Source organism: Rhizobacter sp. (genome assembly GCF_032229685.1).
Lineage (GTDB): Bacteria > Pseudomonadota > Gammaproteobacteria > Burkholderiales > Burkholderiaceae_C > LMDS01.
Genome location: NZ_JAVTWP010000040.1, coordinates 205,262 through 221,319, shown reverse-complemented (window position 1 = coordinate 221,319; position 16,058 = coordinate 205,262). Strand labels below are relative to the sequence as shown.

15 protein-coding genes are annotated in these 16,058 nt (G+C 69.6%); 5 read left to right on the top strand and 10 right to left on the bottom strand.

The window, feature by feature from the left end:
* Window positions 1-14: 14 nt before the first annotated feature.
* Window positions 15-983 (bottom strand): pca operon transcription factor PcaQ, encoded by a 969-nt coding sequence (pcaQ, locus tag AC30PD_RS19110; protein WP_489537267.1) that lies wholly within the window; start codon window positions 981-983, stop codon window positions 15-17.
* A 63-nt stretch (window positions 984-1,046) separates the two neighbouring features.
* On the bottom strand, window positions 1,047-1,646 hold the full coding sequence (locus AC30PD_RS19105) for an ATP-dependent Clp protease proteolytic subunit (protein WP_489537266.1): 600 nt from the start codon (window positions 1,644-1,646) through the stop codon (window positions 1,047-1,049).
* Between the two features lie 139 nt (window positions 1,647-1,785).
* On the opposite strand from AC30PD_RS19105, the gene AC30PD_RS19100 reads away from it, so the two are divergent.
* Window positions 1,786-2,697, top strand: coding sequence for an amino acid ABC transporter substrate-binding protein (locus tag AC30PD_RS19100; RefSeq protein ID WP_489537265.1), 912 nt, complete (start codon window positions 1,786-1,788; stop codon window positions 2,695-2,697).
* Window positions 2,698-2,700: 3 nt separating this feature from the next.
* Here the strand turns inward: AC30PD_RS19100 and AC30PD_RS19095 are convergent, their stop codons facing one another.
* Window positions 2,701-3,612 carry a LysR family transcriptional regulator gene (locus AC30PD_RS19095; RefSeq protein WP_489537264.1) on the bottom strand — a complete coding sequence of 304 codons (912 nt, stop codon included), beginning with the start codon at window positions 3,610-3,612 and terminating at the stop codon, window positions 2,701-2,703.
* Window positions 3,613-3,732: 120 nt separating this feature from the next.
* Here AC30PD_RS19095 and AC30PD_RS19090 point away from each other — a divergent pair, with 120 nt between their 5' ends.
* Both AC30PD_RS19090 and AC30PD_RS19085 read left to right on the top strand, forming a co-directional pair.
* Window positions 3,733-3,960: a hypothetical protein gene (locus AC30PD_RS19090; RefSeq protein WP_489537263.1), complete on the top strand. Its 228-nt coding sequence runs from the start codon at window positions 3,733-3,735 to the stop codon at window positions 3,958-3,960.
* On the top strand, window positions 3,948-4,346 hold the full coding sequence (locus AC30PD_RS19085; RefSeq protein WP_489537262.1) for a tautomerase family protein: 399 nt from the start codon (window positions 3,948-3,950) through the stop codon (window positions 4,344-4,346). The genes AC30PD_RS19090 and AC30PD_RS19085 overlap by 13 nt, the downstream gene beginning before the upstream one ends.
* Window positions 4,347-4,377: 31 nt before the next feature.
* Here the strand turns inward: AC30PD_RS19085 and AC30PD_RS19080 are convergent, their stop codons facing one another.
* A complete protein-coding gene (locus AC30PD_RS19080) occupies window positions 4,378-5,064 on the bottom strand; it encodes a phosphatase PAP2 family protein (RefSeq protein ID WP_489537261.1) in 687 nt (228 codons plus the stop codon).
* A gap of 61 nt (window positions 5,065-5,125) precedes the next feature.
* Here AC30PD_RS19080 and AC30PD_RS19075 point away from each other — a divergent pair, with 61 nt between their 5' ends.
* Both AC30PD_RS19075 and AC30PD_RS19070 read left to right on the top strand, forming a co-directional pair.
* On the top strand, window positions 5,126-5,812 hold the full coding sequence (locus AC30PD_RS19075; RefSeq protein ID WP_489537260.1) for a response regulator transcription factor: 687 nt from the start codon (window positions 5,126-5,128) through the stop codon (window positions 5,810-5,812).
* On the top strand, window positions 5,809-7,146 hold the full coding sequence (locus tag AC30PD_RS19070; protein WP_489537259.1) for a histidine kinase dimerization/phospho-acceptor domain-containing protein: 1,338 nt from the start codon (window positions 5,809-5,811) through the stop codon (window positions 7,144-7,146). The genes AC30PD_RS19075 and AC30PD_RS19070 overlap by 4 nt, the downstream gene beginning before the upstream one ends.
* 15 nt (window positions 7,147-7,161) lie before the next feature.
* Here the strand turns inward: AC30PD_RS19070 and AC30PD_RS19065 are convergent, their stop codons facing one another.
* The 6 genes from AC30PD_RS19065 to AC30PD_RS19040 all read right to left on the bottom strand — a co-directional run bounded on the left by AC30PD_RS19065 (window position 7,162) and on the right by AC30PD_RS19040 (window position 15,994).
* A complete protein-coding gene (locus AC30PD_RS19065; protein WP_489537258.1) occupies window positions 7,162-10,257 on the bottom strand; it encodes an efflux RND transporter permease subunit in 3,096 nt (1,031 codons plus the stop codon).
* Between the two features lie 10 nt (window positions 10,258-10,267).
* Entirely contained in the window at window positions 10,268-11,443 is a 1,176-nt protein-coding gene (locus AC30PD_RS19060; protein WP_489537257.1) for an efflux RND transporter periplasmic adaptor subunit, read from the bottom strand.
* A complete protein-coding gene (locus AC30PD_RS19055) occupies window positions 11,440-12,879 on the bottom strand; it encodes an efflux transporter outer membrane subunit (protein ID WP_489537256.1) in 1,440 nt (479 codons plus the stop codon). Before AC30PD_RS19055 ends, AC30PD_RS19060 begins: the two co-directional genes overlap by 4 nt.
* 366 nt (window positions 12,880-13,245) lie before the next feature.
* Window positions 13,246-14,223: a sialic acid TRAP transporter substrate-binding protein SiaP gene (locus tag AC30PD_RS19050; protein WP_489537255.1), complete on the bottom strand. Its 978-nt coding sequence runs from the start codon at window positions 14,221-14,223 to the stop codon at window positions 13,246-13,248.
* A gap of 52 nt (window positions 14,224-14,275) precedes the next feature.
* Window positions 14,276-15,235, bottom strand: coding sequence for a tripartite tricarboxylate transporter substrate binding protein (locus tag AC30PD_RS19045; RefSeq protein WP_489537556.1), 960 nt, complete (start codon window positions 15,233-15,235; stop codon window positions 14,276-14,278).
* 57 nt (window positions 15,236-15,292) lie between these two features.
* On the bottom strand, window positions 15,293-15,994 hold the full coding sequence (locus AC30PD_RS19040; protein ID WP_489537254.1) for a FadR/GntR family transcriptional regulator: 702 nt from the start codon (window positions 15,992-15,994) through the stop codon (window positions 15,293-15,295).
* Between the last annotated feature and the right edge of the window lie 64 nt (window positions 15,995-16,058).

The following is a 16,058-nucleotide window of genomic DNA, read 5'->3' as shown; positions in this document are numbered from 1 at the left end:
TCGATCACCCGATGTTATCGAACGCGGTGCTTCGACGCGGTGCGGCCGGCCGCCGCCTGCGCGCGCACGGCAGCGACGAAAGTCGGCACCGTGGCGCTCGTGCCCGCCTCGGTGCGCAACATCAGGCCGACGGGCTCTTCGGGTGTCAGCGCCACGCCCAGCTGCTGCAGCGCGCCGGAAGCGAGGTCGGGCAGCACGGCGCCAGCCGGCGTGAACCACAGGTTATCGCCCTGCAAGACCAGCGCGCGCGCCAGCGAGGTGTCGAGCGTCTCGACCAGCCCGGCCTGCGCGCCCACGCCGTGGCGGCTGAGAAAACCGTCGGCCACCTGGCGGATCAGCGTGCCGGCGAGCGGCAGCACCAGCGGGTAAGAGCCGATCAGGCCGAGGGCGGGCGTGGCCCGGGCGGCACGCGCTCTGGCTTTGCGCACGGTGGCCAGCGGGTGCCCCGGCCGCAGCACGATCACCATCGGCTCGGCGTAGAGCGACTCGAAGCTCAGGCCCGCCATCAACTCGGGGTCGGAGAGGCGCCCGATCACCGCGTCGAGCTCGCGGCTGCGCAGGTGTTCGATCAGCTGGGCATTGCGCCCCGTCGACACCCGCACCGGCACCAGCGGCCAGCGCGCTGCAAACGCCTGCAGCACGCCGGGCAGGAACGACGGGGCCACCGTGGGCAACACACCGATGCGCAGCGGCGCGGCGTCGGGCTCGCGCAGCACGCTGTCGACCGCCGAGCCGAGCGCGTTGACGCTGTCGCCGGCGTGGCGCATGAAGGCCTCGCCTTCGGCCGTGAGCGTGGCGCCGTGGCGACCGCGCACGAACAGCGGCCGCCCCAGCAGCGCTTCGAGTTCGTTCAGCGTTTTCGTGACCGCCGGCTGCGTGATCGACAAGGCCTGCGCCGCGCGCCTCAGCTTGCCGAACTGCGCCACCGCGAGAAAACACTGCAGGTGGCGCAGCCGGATGCGGGCGAGCGCGGCGTCACGCATGCTTGCGTGCTTTCAATCTACGCATGCTGGCGTGCCTGCAGGTCACGCACCGGTGGCGGAGCTTTAAGCCAGGTCTTTCTGGCGCTCGATGATGCGCGAGACGATGCCGTAGGCCACAGCCTCTTCGGCGTTCATCCAGTGGTCACGTTCCATGTCGGCCATCACGGTCGAGAGCGGCTTGCCGGTCTCGCGCGCCACGATCTTGGCGATGCGCTCGCGCGTGCGCAGGATTTCCTTGGCCTGGATCGCGATGTCGGTCGCCTGGCCGCCCGCGCCGCCGGCCGGCTGGTGGATCATGAAGCGGGTGTTCGGCAGGCACAGGCGGCGCTCTTTCGGCACGGCCAGGAAGATGTGCGCACCGGCACTCGCCACCCAGCCAGTGCCCAGTGCCGTGACCGGCGCACGCACGAAGCGGATCATGTCGTGGATGGCGTCGCCCGATTCCACGTGGCCGCCGGGCGACGAGATCGTGACGGTGATCGGCGCGTCAGACTCTTCCGAGAGCGCGATCAGGCGCTGGCAGGTGGCGCGCGCCAGCTTGTCGTCGATCTCGCCGAAGACGAGCACGTAGCGCGACTTGAAGACGAGCTGGTCTTCGAGACGGTTGTTCTTGTCGGCCTTGGGGGCGGCGGTGTCGGGCGCTTCTGCAAGTCGGTATGTCATGGGCTGCTCCTTGGATCGGAATGTGCGATGCGTCGATTCTGGCAGCACGCGCGGCGCACCGTCAGCGCCCACCCTGTTGCCCGGAAAAGGGGGTAAGGGCAAACCCTATACTCACGCCTTTTTCGCCGAGACCCGCCCCATGCCCACTTTTCCTGCCCAGACGTATCGCGCCCTGGCCCCGCTGATCCTGCTGGCCCTGGGCGGCGCCGCATCGGCGCAGGGCGCAGGCGACACCATGGCCAAGGTGCGCGCCAGCAAGACCATCGTGCTCGGCGTGCGCGAAGCGGCGCGGCCGTTTTCTTACTTGAACGAGCAGAAGCAGCACGTCGGCTACTCGATCGACCTGTGCCTGAACGCGGTCGAAGAGATCAAGAAGGAACTCAAGCTCGGCGAACTCAAGGTCCAGTACAAGCTGGTCAGCGGCGCGGAGCGCATCCCCAAGCTGCTGAGCGGCGAAATCGATCTGGAGTGCGGCTCGACCACGAACACCCGGGCGCGCCAGGAAAAGGTCGACTTCAGCTACACCTTCTTCGTGGCGGCCATGCGCGTGCTCACGCCGAAGACGCGGCAAGTCGATTCGCTGAAAGACCTGAACGGCATGAGCATCGCGCTGAGCAAGGGCACGACCTCCGAGAAGCTCTTCCGGCAACTCGAAGGCGGCGAACTGCAGGCCAAGCTCGAGTCCTACGCCAGCAACACCGACGCCTACAAGGCGCTGAAGGAAGGCAAGGTCGGCGCCTTTCCGCAAGACGACTCGCTGCTGATCGGCCTGGCTTCGAACGACAAGGCGCTCGACACGCTGGGCGTGAGCGCGCTCGCGCTGTCGGTCGAGCCCTATGCCGTGATGATGCGCAAGGGCGACACCGCGCTGCAGGCCGCGGTCGACCGCAGCCTGGCCCGGCTCTATTCCAGCGGCGAGATCAACACGATCTACGGCAAGTGGTTCGCGACCGACACGCTGACCATCAAGATGGGCCGGTTGACGCGCGACAGCTTCACCCGCCCGAACCGCGAAGCCGGCGTGGCGATGCTGCTGGGCTACTCGATCTGAGCGTCACGGCCCTGCGGCCTGGGCGCGGCCGAACCAGTCGGCCCAGTGCTCGATGCAGGCCCTGATCTTCGGCAGGCGCTGGCGCGGGGTGGCGGTCACGGCGTAGACCGGCACCGGTTGCTTGTCGACGAAGCCGGGCAGCACCGGCACGAGCCGCTGCTGCTGCACCAGCGGCTCGGCCACCATGGTGGCGAGCCGGCCGATGCCCAGCCCCTGCAGCACCATGCTGGCGGCCAGGCCAGTATCGTTCGAGCGCCAGAAACCTTCGGCCGGCAGCGCACGCGCTTCGCCCTCGACGACGAAGGGCCAATGGTTCAGGTGCGTCGCCGCGCTGTTGGTGACGAGCCGATGCCGGCGCAGGTCGTCGGGATGCGCCGGCTCGCCGGCACGGGCCAGGTACGCGGGCGCGGCATACAAGGCGCGGCCGAGGCTGCCGATCTGCCGCGCGACCATGGTTTCGGGCAGCGTGCCCGAGGTGCGGATCGCTATGTCGATGCCGTCGCGCGCCATGTCGACCAGCCGGTCGCTCACTTCGAGCTCCACGCGCACCTGCGGGTGGCGCTCGCTCAGGCTCGCCAGGCTCGGCAGCAGCAGGTACTGCGCGATCACGGTGCTGGCCGCCACCCGCACCAGGCCGCTCGCTTCGCCGGCCTGCGCGGCGAACTCGCCTTGCAGTTCTTCGAGCGTGCCGGTCAGGCGCTGGCAGTAGCCGAGAAAAGTCTGGCCTTCCGGCGTGAGCGCCAGCGCGTGGGTGGAACGGTGGATCAAGCGTGCGCCGCAGGCCTTTTCGATGCGCGCCAGCGCACGTGAGATCTGGCTCACCGGCACGTCGCGCTCGCGCGCCACGGCCGACAGTGTGCCGAGCGCGGCCACGCGTGCAAACAGCTTCAGGTCATCAAAGGCGAGCTCGTTCATCGACGCGATGGTAGGGCGGCGGCCTTGCGCCGGGTGCAAGACGGTTTTGCCCGGCCTGCCGTTTCCGGCGAACGCGGGCCTGCCTAGAGTTCGGTCACGCTCTGAGGAAAGGCCAACACCATGAACCACGACAGCTTGAAGTACGACACCTGGCCCGACCGCCGGTCGGTGCTGCAACACAATGCACTGGTCGACGCCGCCAGGCAGCGGGCGCTGGAACTTCGCACCGAAGCGATCGACGCGTTCTGGTCGGGCATCGCCCGTTCAGCGCGCCGTGCGCTGCACGCCTTGCGGCGTGACAGCGCGCCCATCGCGCAGGCCACGGTGGCATCGCCATGCCCACGCTGACACTGAAGCTGGCCGCGCCGCCAGACCCACCACGCGACCAGGCGCTCGCCAGCGCGTTGACGGCCATCACCGCCGCCACGCTCGGCAAGCGCGCGGAGGTCACCGCCGTGATGATCGAAGAGCTGCCCGTGGCGCGCTGGTTCATCGGCGCACGGCCGGTGCAGCGGCCCACCGCGCTGCTGGAGATCAGCATCACGGCGGGCACCAACACGACCGTGCAGAAGGCGGCGTTCATCGAGGCCGCCTTCGCCGAACTGCAAAGCCGGCTCGCACCGGGTGCGTCTCTTGAAGAAGCGAGCTACGTGATCGTTCGCGAAGTGGCCGCCACCGACTGGGGCTACGGCGGCAAGACGCAACAGGCACGGCGCGGGCAGGGCGCGCTGTAGCGGCACCCGGCCTTCGGGCGCGGATGGCGTTTCAGGACGCGGGCAGCGCGCGCCGCGCGGCCTGGCCGGCGAACAACGGGTCGGCCAGCCAGCCCACCACCCAGCAGATCCACGCCGTCCAGAGCGTGTGGCTCATGAAATGGGCGCCGCGCAGCTGTTGCGCCAGGCCGAGCCCCAGGCCGGTGACGAGCGCCACGACGAGCCAGGTGCGCGCCAGCCGCGGCAGGTGCAGGCGCAACGCGAAGTAGCCGCCGACGAAAGCGAACCCGGTGGCGGCATGCCCGGCCGGAAAACAATGCCCGCCGCCGCCGTCGGCCATGAACCAGCCGCTCCAGTGCGACAGGTGCTGTGCCAGACCGCCGAACTCGGCCATGTCCCAGGGGCAACTGGTCGCGCTCAAGCCTTTCAGCAGCGAAACCGCCGCCGAAGCCAGCAAGGCCGTGACGGGCAGTTGCAGCCGGCGCGCGAACGGCAGCGACCGCAAGGGCCCGCGCGGCCAGACCAGGCCCAGGCACAGCAGCAGGGTGAAACCCCAGGCCGACATTTTCACGGCGTCGTGCAGCACGCGGGTCAGCAGCCAGTGGTTGCGCAGCGCGAAGCCGTCGGGCCCGCCGACCCAGCGCGCGAGCGCCATGTCCAGCCCCGAGGCGTCCCAGGCGATGAGCACGAGCAGCAGGGCGAGCGCGAGGAACCCGGTGCGCGCACGGTGAATCGTCATGGCGCGCAGTCTCGACAGCCCGCCTTAAGGAACTCTTAAGCAGAGGCGCACAATCGTTCACATGCGGGTACTGGTGGCGGAAGACGACGAGGGCATCGCGCACGGGCTCAGCCTGGCACTGCGGCAGGAAGGCTGGGCCGTGGACACCGCCCCGAGCATCTCGGCCGCCTGGGCGGCCCTCTGCGCGGAACCTTTCGGCATGGTGCTGCTCGACCTCGGCCTGGCCGACGGTGACGGCCTGCAGGTGCTGCAACGACTGCGTGCCGCGTCGGCAGGTGCGCTGCCCGACCCGGCCACGCCGGTCGTGATCATGACGGCACGCGACCAGGTCGCTTCGCGCATCGCCGGCCTCGACACCGGCGCCGACGACTACGTGACCAAGCCCTTCGACGCCGGCGAACTCGCCGCGCGCATGCGCGCGCTGCGCCGGCGCGTGGCCGGGCGCGCCCAGGCACTGCTGCACTGGGGCGAGCTCGAGATCGACCCGGCGGCGCGCCACGTGCGCCGCGGTGGCGTGGAGGTGGAGTTGTCGGCACGCGAGTTCGGCGTGCTGATCACGCTGATGGAAGCGCGCCCACGGGTGCTCTCGCGGGCCCAGATCGAAGCCAGCCTGTACGGCTTCAACGAGCCGCTCGACAGCAACGCGATCGAGGTGCATGTGCACCACCTGCGCCGCAAGCTCGGCGAGGGCGTGGTGCGCACGTTGCGCGGCGTGGGCTATTTCGTGCCGGCAGAGCCCGCGCCATGAGGTGGCGCCCTTCCTTGCTGCGCCACCTGCTGGGCTGGGCGCTCGCTTCGCTGCTGGTGGTGTGGGCCAGTTTCATGGCGGTGGGCTACAGCACCGGCGTGCACGAAGCCGACGAACTGACCGACGGCCACCTCGCCAGCGTGGCCTCGCTCGTGCTCGCGCAACGGCTCGGCGAGTTCGTACCGCGCCCGGCGGCGAGCGCTTCGGCCCCGCGCGGACGCAGCGAGCTGCGCGCCCACGACTACCAGCCCTCGCTGAGCATCGTGGTCTGGAACAGCCGGGGCGAGGTGCTGTCGCGCACCGGCAAGGCGCCGACCCCACCCTTCACGCAGATCGAAGGCTTCGCCACGCTGCAGCTGGGCCAGCCCGCCACCGAGTGGCGCGCCTTTTCGCGCTGGGACGCCCCCGAGCACGACCGCAGGATCACCGTGCTGCTGAGCCTGGCCGAACGCGACGACCTGGCCGACGACATCGCCTGGCAGGTCGCGGAACCCGGGCTCTGGCTGCTGCCGATCGTGACGCTGGTGCTGGCGTTGGCGATTCGCAGGGGGTTGCGTCCGCTGCACGAGCTGAGCGAGCAGGTGCACGGGCTCGACATCCACCGCGACACCGCTCTGCAAGCACCGCCCCACGAGGAATTCAGGGAGATCGTGCAGGCCATCGAGCTGCTGATCGAACGCTACAACGCGGCCCTGTCGCGCGAGCGCACGCTGGCCAGCGAAGTGGCGCACGAGCTGCGCACACCGTTGGCTTCGCTGGGCCTGCACGCGGCCTCGCTGCGCGGCGCGTTGACGCCCGCCGAGCGCAGCGAAGCCCTGGCGCGCGTCGAACACGAAGCGGCGCGCGCCAGCGCCGTGTTGACCCATGTGCTGGCACTGGCACGGGCGAGCCGGGCCGAGCTGACCGACACGATGCAGCCACTCGACCTGGCCGAGCTCGCGCGCGCCGTGACGGCGGAATACGGCCAACCCGCGCACCTGAGCGGCCACGAGCTCTCGGTCGACGCGCCCGAACACTGCGCGGCGCAAGGCCACCCTGTGTTGCTGGAGATGGCGCTGCGCAACCTGCTCGACAACGCGCTCGCCCACACCCCGCGCGGCACGTCGGTGCAGGTGGTGGTGGCAACGAACCCGCCGGCCCTCGAAGTGCGCGACAACGGCCGCAGCGTCGGCGCGCCGGGCCCGGGCGGCAGCGGGGCGCACCGGAGCCTCGGGCTGGGTCTGGGGCACGAGGTGGTGCAACGGGTCGCTGCCGTGCACGGCGGTCGCTTCGAGCGCACCGAAGGCACAGCGGCCGAACCGGCGCGTTACCGGATCAGCCTCGGCGAGGCCTGAGGCCGCGCGCCTTCTTCAGGGCGCCTCGACCACCGGCGCCGCCGGCGGAACGGCCGCCTTGCGGTGCGTGATGCGGCGCATCCACTGCACCACGTCGTCGACGAAGGTGAACAGCACCGGGATCACGAGCAGGCTCAGGAAGGTCGACGTGATCAGCCCGCCGATCACCACGATGGCCATCGGCGCGCGGAAGCTCGGGTCGGTGCCCAGGCCGAGCGCGATCGGCATCATGCCGGCGCCCATCGCGATGGTCGTCATCACGATCGGGCGGGCGCGTTTGTGGCAGGCGTCGAGCAGCGCTTCCATGCGCGTCATGCCCATGTCGCGCCGCGCCATGATCGCGTATTCGATCAGCAGGATCGAGTTCTTGGTGGCGATGCCCATCAGCATGATCAGGCCGATCATCGACGGCATCGACAGCGCCGTGTGCGTGATGAAGAGTGCGAGGAACGCACCCGGGATCGACAGGATCAGCGCCGAAAGAATCGTCACCGGCTGCACGAAGTCGTGGAACAGCAGCACCAGCACGATGTAGATGCACAGCACGCCGGTCAGCATCGCCAGGCCGAAGCTCGCGAAGAGCTCGCCCATGGCTTCGGCGTCACCCACCGTCGTCTGCGTCACGCCGGCCGGCAGGTTCTGCAGGCTGGGCAACGCGAGCGCGTGTTTTTCGACTTCGCCGAGCGGCTGCTGGTTCAGCTCGATCTCGAAGTTGATGTTGCGCTGGCGGTCGTAGCGGTCGATCTGCGCCGGGCCGCTGTCGATGGCGAGCGTGGCCACGTTGCCGAGCATCACCGGCCCGCGCGCGCCGGGCACGGCCAGGCGCGAGAGCAGCTCGAGGTCGGTGCGCGCGTCGGCCTTGAGCTTGACGACGATCGGCACCTGGCGCTGGCTCAGGTTGAGCTTGGGCAAGGCCTGGTCGTAGTCGCCGGCGGTCGCGATGCGCAGCGTGTCGGCGATGGCCGCGCTTGTCACGCCCAGGTCGGCAGCGCGCGCGAAGTCGGGCCGCACGATCAGCTCGGGGCGCACGAGGCTGCTGGTCGACGTGACGTTGCCGATGCCGGGAATGGTGCGCAGTTCGCGCTCCACCTCGCGCGCGTGGGTCGCGAGCGCGTTGCCGTCTTCACCGGCCAGCACCAGGATGTACTTTTCGGCCGAGCCGCCGAAGCCGACCTTCACGCGCGCCCCCGGCAACACCTCGACCGCGTCGCGGATCTGCGCTTCGATCGACTGCTTGGTCACGCCCTTGCGTTCGTCGCGGGGTGTCATGTTGATCGTGAGCGTGGCCTTGCGCACTTCAGCCGCGCCGCTCGGCGCGAACGGGTCGGCGCCGGTGCTGCCGCCGCCGATCGCGGTGTAGACCAGCTTCACATGCGGGTTCTTCTGCACCAGCTCGCGCGCGGCTTCGGCGGCGGCGAAAGTCTGCTCGAAGGTGGCGCCCGGCGGCAACGAGATCTGCACCTGCGTCTGCGACAGGTCGTCGGGCGGGATGAAGCCGGTGGGCAAGAACGGCACCAGCGCGAACGAGCCGACCAGGAACACCGTGGCCGCGATCGTGGTCCAGATGCGGTGCTTCAGCGCGGCCTTGACCCAGCGCATGTAGATCTCGACCCAGCGCCCTTCCTTGTGCTCCTTCTTCGGCCGCTTCAGGATGTAGGCCGACATCATCGGCGTGAGCAGCCGCGCGACCACGAGCGAAATGAAGACCGAGATCGCCGCCGTCCAGCCGAACTGCACGAAGAACTTGCCCGGCACGCCGCTCATGAACGCGGTCGGCAGAAACACCGCGATCAGCGTGAAGGTGGTGGCGATCACGGCCAGGCCGATCTCGTCGGCGGCCTGCATCGCAGCGTCGAACGGGCTCTTGCCCATGCGCAGGTGGCGCATGATGTTCTCGATCTCGACGATGGCGTCGTCGACCAATATGCCGACCACGAGCGAGAGCGACAGCAGCGTCACGCCGTTGAGCGTGAAGCCGAACAGGTACAGGATCGCGAAGGTCGGGATGATCGAGAGCGGCAGGGCCGTGGCCGACACCAGCGTGGCGCGCCAGTCGCGCAGGAACAGCCACACCACCAGCACGGCGAGCGCGGCACCTTCGAACAGCAGCGTCATCGAGCCGTCGTAGTTCTCCTGCACCGGGTCGACGAAGTTGAAGGCTTCGGTGACCGTGATCTCGGGGTGCGCCGCCTTCAGTGTTTCGAGCTGTGCGCGCACACCGGCCGCCACTTCGGTCTCACCGGCGCCACGCGTGCGCGTGATCTCGAAGCCGACCACCGGCTTGCCGTTGAGCAGCGCGGCCGAGCGTTTTTCGGCCACGGTGTCGGAGACGAGCGCCACCTGGTCGAGCCGGATGCGCCGGCCGTCGCTCAGCGTGACCTCGAGCCGCGCCAGTTCTTCGGCCGACTTCACGGTGGCGATGGTGCGCACCGACTGCTCGGCGCCACCCACGTCGGTGCGACCGCCCGAGGCTTCCTGCTGCACCTGGCGCAGTTGGCGCGAGATGTCGGCAGCCGTGGCGTTCAGCGCCTGCAGGCGCGCCGGGTCGAGTTCGACGCGCACTTCGCGCGTCACGCCGCCCACCCGCGACACCGCGCCGACGCCGCGCACGCTGAGCATGCTCTTGGTGACGGTGTTGTCGACGAACCAGCTCAGCGCTTCGTCGTCCATGCGGCTCGACGCGACGGTGTAGGTCAGGATCGGCGCGCCCGACAGTTCCATCTTCGTGACGACCGGGTCGCGCAGGTCGCCGGGCAGGTCGGAGCGCACGCGCGCGACGGCGGCACGCACGTCGTCGACCGCTTCCTGCGTGGGCTTCTCCAGGCGGAACTCGGCGGTGACGATGGCGCTGCCGTCTTGCACCGTGGTGTAGATGTGCTTCAGTCCCTGCAGCGTGGCGATCGAGTTCTCGAGCTTGCGCGCGACCTCGGTTTCGAGCTGCGCCGGCGAAGCACCCGGCAACGACGCCGACACCGTGACGGTGGGCAGGTCGATGTCGGGAAAGTTCTGGATCTTCATGGCCTTGAACGCCATCAGGCCCACCAGCGTGAGCATGATGAAGAGCAGGACCCCGGGAATCGGGTTGCGGATCGACCAGGCGGAAACGTTCATCGTGCGGCCCTCACTTCGGCGCCGACGCAGGCGCGCCAGCCACCGCCTTCTGCGGTGCCGCTTCGACCACACGCACCGTGTCGCCATCGCCCAGGAAACCACCGCCCGACGCGACAACGCGCGCCGCCGCATCGAGCCCGCCGGTGATCTCGATGCGGTCACCCACACGCCGCCCGACCGAGACCTTGGCCTGCGTGACCTTCGAGTCGGGGCCCACACGCAGCACGTAGCTGAAACCGTCGCGCAGCAGCACCGCGCTCTGCGGCAGCGTCAGGCCCGAGCCGCTGCCGATCTCGAACTCGCCGCGCGCGAACATGCCGGCGCGGGCCGTGCCGCTGCTGGGCAGGTCGACATACACGATGCCGTTGCGGGTCTGCGGGTCGACCGTCGGCGCGACCATGCGCACCGTGCCTTTCAAGCCCGCGCCGTTGGCCGGCGTCACGGTGACCGGCATGCCGGGTTTGAGCGAAGCCATGTCGCTGCTGGCGACTTCGCCGCGCCACTCGAGGCGGCCCTGGCGGATCATGCGGAACAGCTCCTGCCCGGCCGGCAACACCGCGCCCACGGTTGCGCTGCGCGCCGAGATCACGCCGGCGTCGGGCGCCAGCACCTGGGTCTGCTTCAAGCGCAGTTGCTGCATCTGCGCCATCGAGCGCTGCGCTTCGAGGCGCGCCTGCGCGGTGCGCTCGGCGGTGAGGTACTGGTTGATCACCGATTCGCTCAGCGCGCCGGTGGCTTGCAAGCCCCGCGCGCGCTGCGCGTTGGCGGCGGCTTCGGCCAGGGTGGCTTCGGCTTCGGCGACGGCAGCGCGGGTCTGCGCCACGTCGGCGTTCAGCGTGTCGGGCGCGAAGGTCGCGAGCACCTGGCCGCGCTTGACGACATCACCCACATTCACGCGCACATCGGCCAGCCGCAGGCCGTTGGCTTCGGTGCCGACGCTCGCTTCCTGCCAGGCCGCGATGTTGCCGTTGGCGCTCACGCGCAGCGGCAGCGCGGCCGGGCTCGGCTGCGTCACGGTGACGGTGAGCGCGGCCTTGGCCGGCGCCGACGCGGCCGCCTTCTTGTCGTCGGCGGCGTTGACGACGCCGCCGAAGCCGAGCACGAGCACGGTGCAGGCCGCGAGCGCGGCGACGAGCAGGGTGGGGTTGGTTTTCATCGTGGTGAGCGTGCGGATGTGAAGGTTCATTTCGAGGGCGATTGAGCTGCGGCCACCGGCGTGTCGGCGGTCGACCAGCCGCCGCCGAGCGCGCGGTAGAGCGAGATCCAGGCGGTGCTGCGCTCGCGCTGCAGATCGATCAACGCCACCTGCGCCTGCAGCGCCGAGCGGCGCGCGTCTTCGAGTTCGTAGAGACTGGCCAGACCGCCTTTGAAGCGCGCTTCGGTGGCGCGGAACGAGGTGGCAAAACCTTCGGTCGCGACCTGCGCGTCGGCGTCGCGATCGGCCGTGCTCTGCAAGGCGACCAGCGCTTCTTCGACCTCGCGCACCGCCGCGCGCAACTTCGCGCGGTACAACACACCGGCTTCGTCGTAGCGCGCTTGTGCGGCGGCCACGTTGGCGCGGCGCGCCCCGCCGTCGAACAGCGGCAGCGAGACCGTGACCGGCCCGATCGACCACAGCGTGCCGTTCTGCGAGAACGCGCCCGACTCGAATCGGGCCGCGCTGATGCTGCCGTTCAGGCCGATGCGCGGGTAACGCTGGGCCTGCGCCTGCGACACGTCGGCGCTCGCGGCGAGCAGCTCGCGTTCGGCGCCGAGCACATCGGGCCGTTGCGCCAGCACCTGCGCCGGCACGCTGGCCATCACGATCTGCGCCGGCTGCGGCAGCTTCGCCTGCCCGCCGGCGAGCTGGCCACGCAAGCCGGGCTCGTCGATGCCGGTCAGTGCCACCAGGCCCTTGACCAGCAAGTCGCACTGCGCGCGGCGTTGTGTGAGCAGCGCGTTGCCCTGGGCCGCGCTGGCGCGCGCGAGTGCCGCACCGGCCGGGGCTTCGAAGCCGGCTTTCGCGCTCAGCCCGGTGAGGCGCGCGGTTTCGCTGCGCGAGGCGCTGTCGGCGCGGGCCTGTTCGACCTGCGCTTCGCAGGCGCGCAGGCTCGTGTAGGTGGTGGCGACTTCGGCGGCGACCGAGACCCGCGCGTCGTGCCACGCGGCTTCGGCGCCGTCGACCCTGGCCTGCGCCGCGTCGCGCGCGGCGCGGCGGGCACCGAACAGGTCGAGCTCCCAGGCCGCCTGCAGGCCGACGCTGGCACTCGAACCAATGCCGCTCACGAAGTCGGGCTTGGCGCGCACCGCGCTGGCGTTGGCGTCGAGCGTGGGCAGCAGCGCGGCGCCGGCAGCCACGCGCGTGGCGCGCGACTGCTCGATGCGCGAGGTGGCCGACGCGAGCGTCGGGCTCACCGCCTGCGCCGCATCGATCAGCTGCACCAGCAACGGGTCGTTGAACTGCTGCCACCAGGTCTTGAGTTCGCTGAGCTGGCCGATGTGCGGCAGCGGGGCCTGCCACTGCGCGGGGGCCTGCCGGGTGAGTGCATCGGGCGCGGGCGCCGGGCCGGTGCTGCAGGCCGCGAGGGTGAAGAGGCTGGCGGCGATGGGCGCGGCGCGCAGCAGGGGGAACCTGGGCTTCATCACGAATGACTTCCGTTTCACGCTTGTGGGGTGCTCACGCCGCCAGAAGGCGGGCCGAGGCGGATAAGCGCTCGGACTTCGAATGGGCCGACGGGTGAGCCCGGAAATATAACAACGGCGCCCGGCGGGTCGATGAAGATGTGGGTGGTCATGGGCTCGTCGTGTGGGCGGCATGAGGCTGCGGAGTCTCGTGGTGTGCAGAGCCCCACCGGTACGACGATCGAGCAAGGCCGGAATCGACAGTGCAGCCTGTTGCTTCCACTTCAGCCCCGGAAACGATGCTGCCGCAGGGCTGCTGACAACGTGATGTCAGCAGCCCTGCGGCAGCGGGTGTCGCAGCGGGCGGCGCCGGCGCGCCGAATCGGCTTACTTGATGGCCTGCACCCGGTCGTACAGCTCTTTCGGCCACGGCGCGTCGGGCGCGGTCACGGCTTTCTGCACCGCGGCGATGAACGGGCCGCGGTCGACCTTGACGACCGAGACGCCGCGCTTGGCAAAGTCGGTGACGAGCGCGTTCTCGGCTTCGACGATGTCGTTGGTCGAGCGTGTCGAGGCTTCCCACATCACGTCGGAGACGATCTTCCTGTCGGCCTCGGGCAGCTTGCTCCACACACCACCGGCCACGATCGTCACCAGCGACTCGGTGATGTGCCCCGTCAGCATGATGTACTTCTGCACCTCGTAGAACTTCTTCGCGTCGATGGTGGGCAGCGGGTTCTCCTGCGCGTCGACGGTGCCGTTCTGCAGCGCCAGGTAGACCTCGGCGAAGGCGATCGGCGTGGCGTTGGCGCCCACCGCTCTCGGGAACATCAGGAACAGCGGCGCGTCGGGCACGCGGATCTTCAGGCCCTTCATGTCTTCGGGCTTCAAGACCTGCTTGTTCGCCGTCATGTGGCGCTGGCCGTAGTAGGTGTAGCCGACGATGTGGTTGCCGTTGGTCTTGCCTTCGTAGCCGGCCGCCAGTTCCTTGAACACCGGGCCGTTGCGGAAGGCCTGCCAGTGCGCGAAGTCGCGGAAGATGAACGGGCCCGAGGCGATCGACATCGGCGGGAAGGCGCGGCCGGCGAACGCCATGCCGGTGTAGATGATGTCGACGGTGCCCAGGCCGAGGCCCTGGTTGATGTCGCTTTCCTTGCCGAGCATCGACGCCGGATAGACCTCGATGACGACGCGGCCGGCGCTGCGCTTCTTCACTTCGTCGGCCGCCCACAGCGCCTGCTTGTGGTACGACTCGCCGACCTCGTAGACGTGGGCCCACTTGAGCTTGGTCTGGGCGCTGGCGAAGCCGCTGCACAGCGCGAGCGTGGCCAGGGCGGCGAGGGTCTTCAGGGTGTTGCGTTTCATGCTGGTTGTCTCCTTCGTGTGGGGCAGAAGCGGGTTCGGCAGCGCCGCGGGTTCAGGGCTTCAGGTTGAGCTTCGGAATCAGCGCCTTGAAGCCGTCGTTGTCGCGCGCCATCGTGGCCTTGAACGCCGCTTCGTCGCCGTAGGCGTAACCGAGCGCCAGCTTGTCCATCGCCTCGCGCATCTGCGGTTCGTTCATGGTCTTCTGCGCCACGGCCTTGAGCACGTCGATCACTTCCTTCGGCGTGTTCTTCGGCGCACCCAGGCCGCGCCAGGCGCCCAGGCTCACGTCGATGCCACGCTCTTTCAGTGTGGGAACTTTCTCGAAAGCCTTCAGGCGCTGGTCGGCCATGACGGCGAGCATCTTCAGCTTGCCGGTCGCCAGATGCGGCGCCACTTCGGCGGGGCTGACGGCCACCGCGTCGATGTGGCCGCCGAGCAGGCTCAGCACCGCCGGCGCCGCGCCTTGGTAGGGGATGTGGCTGAACTTGGCGCCGGTCTTGTCTTCGACCGAGGCCGCGGCCAGGTGCCAGATGGAGCCGTTGCCGGAGTTGCCCATCTTCATCTCGGCGCCGGGCTTCTTGGCGGCGGCGATGAACTCTTCGACCGTGTTCCAGGGCGCGTCGCCCTTCACGGTGATGGCCGCCGGGTCGGCGTTGAGCCGCGCGATCGGGGTGAACTCTTCGACGCCGAATTTCGACAGGCCGAGGTGCGGCAGGATCGTGAGCTCCACCGTCATCAGCGCGAGCTTGTAGCCGTCGGGCTTGGCGTTGACCACGTCGCTCCAGCCGATCACGCCGCTGGCGCCGGGCTTGTTGTTGACGACGAAGGGTTGCGCCAGGTGCTTGCGCGCGTTGTCGGCAAAAGCGCGAGCGAGCGCGTCGGTGCCGCCGCCGGCGCCGAAGGGCACGATGATCTCGATGGCGTGCGCCGGGTAGTCGGCGGCGCGCGCCGCACCGGCGCCGGCCAGCGTGGCGACGGCGAGGGTCGAGAGGAGAAGGCGTCGGTTGATCATCATCACGGTCTTTCTGGGTCGCTTCGTGGGTGGAATGGAAAGCGTGGCGGTACCGGCTCAGCCCTGCGGCCGCCAGCCCGAGGCAAAGCGCACCTCGGCGTTCTTCATGTGCTTGCGCATCGCGGCGCGCGCGGCCCGCGCGTCACGCGAGGCGATGCCTCGCAGGATCTCGCCGTGCTCGGTGACGGCCTCGCGCCAGATCTGCGCGCCGACAAAATGCGATTCGAGCTGCATGTAGAGCGGGCCGCGCCGCGCGTCCCACAACTGCTGCGTGACCATCACGAGCGCGCTGTTGTGGCTGGCTTCGGCGATGCCGAGGTGAAAACGGTGGTCGGCGTCGAGCGCGGCGGCGTTGTGCGAGGGCGCACTGCGCATGTCGCTCAGCGCGTCGTGCAGGCGCTGCAGTTGGGCCGGCGTGGCATGGGTGGCGGCCAGCGCGGCGGCTTCTGACTCGACGATCCAGCGCGCGCGGATCACGTCGAACGGGCCGGGCGCCGGCACCGCGCTGCGCCGCGGCGCGGTTGAGGCCGGCAGCACGAACACACCCGAGCCACCGCGCACCTCGACCGCCCCTTCGACCTCGAGCGCGATCAGCGCCTCGCGCACCGACGGCCGGCTCACACCGAACTGCAAGGCCAGTTCACGCTCGGCCGGCAGGCGCGTGCCGACCGGGTAGGCGCCGCCCGCAATCAGCTGGCCGAGCTGGTCGGCGATCTGGCGGTAGAGGCGGCGGGCATCGAGCGGGGACGGGGTCGGCATGCGTCAGGTCAGGCAAATTGGTAAGGCAAATTGGTAAGGCCAATGGATGATTGGCCTGTCCAAT

Bases quoted from the DNA above. Each gene is read 5' to 3' on its own strand.
- AC30PD_RS19105 (WP_489537266.1), bottom strand. From the start codon at position 1,646: ATGACATACCGACTTGCAGAAGCGCCCGACACCGCCGCCCCCAAGGCC.
- AC30PD_RS19070 (WP_489537259.1), top strand. From the start codon at position 5,809: ATGAGGTGGCGCCCTTCCTTGCTGCGCCACCTGCTGGGCTGGGCGCTC.
- AC30PD_RS19090 (WP_489537263.1), top strand. From the start codon at position 3,733: ATGAACCACGACAGCTTGAAGTACGACACCTGGCCCGACCGCCGGTCG.
- AC30PD_RS19050 (WP_489537255.1), bottom strand. From the start codon at position 14,223: ATGAAACGCAACACCCTGAAGACCCTCGCCGCCCTGGCCACGCTCGCG.
- AC30PD_RS19060 (WP_489537257.1), bottom strand. From the start codon at position 11,443: ATGAACCTTCACATCCGCACGCTCACCACGATGAAAACCAACCCCACC.
- AC30PD_RS19095 (WP_489537264.1), bottom strand. From the start codon at position 3,612: ATGAACGAGCTCGCCTTTGATGACCTGAAGCTGTTTGCACGCGTGGCC.
- AC30PD_RS19085 (WP_489537262.1), top strand. From the start codon at position 3,948: ATGCCCACGCTGACACTGAAGCTGGCCGCGCCGCCAGACCCACCACGC.
- AC30PD_RS19100 (WP_489537265.1), top strand. From the start codon at position 1,786: ATGCCCACTTTTCCTGCCCAGACGTATCGCGCCCTGGCCCCGCTGATC.
- AC30PD_RS19045 (WP_489537556.1), bottom strand. From the start codon at position 15,235: ATGATCAACCGACGCCTTCTCCTCTCGACCCTCGCCGTCGCCACGCTG.
- AC30PD_RS19055 (WP_489537256.1), bottom strand. From the start codon at position 12,879: ATGAAGCCCAGGTTCCCCCTGCTGCGCGCCGCGCCCATCGCCGCCAGC.
- pcaQ (WP_489537267.1), bottom strand. From the start codon at position 983: ATGCGTGACGCCGCGCTCGCCCGCATCCGGCTGCGCCACCTGCAGTGT.
- AC30PD_RS19075 (WP_489537260.1), top strand. From the start codon at position 5,126: ATGCGGGTACTGGTGGCGGAAGACGACGAGGGCATCGCGCACGGGCTC.
- AC30PD_RS19040 (WP_489537254.1), bottom strand. From the start codon at position 15,994: ATGCCGACCCCGTCCCCGCTCGATGCCCGCCGCCTCTACCGCCAGATC.
- AC30PD_RS19080 (WP_489537261.1), bottom strand. From the start codon at position 5,064: ATGACGATTCACCGTGCGCGCACCGGGTTCCTCGCGCTCGCCCTGCTG.
- AC30PD_RS19065 (WP_489537258.1), bottom strand. From the start codon at position 10,257: ATGAACGTTTCCGCCTGGTCGATCCGCAACCCGATTCCCGGGGTCCTG.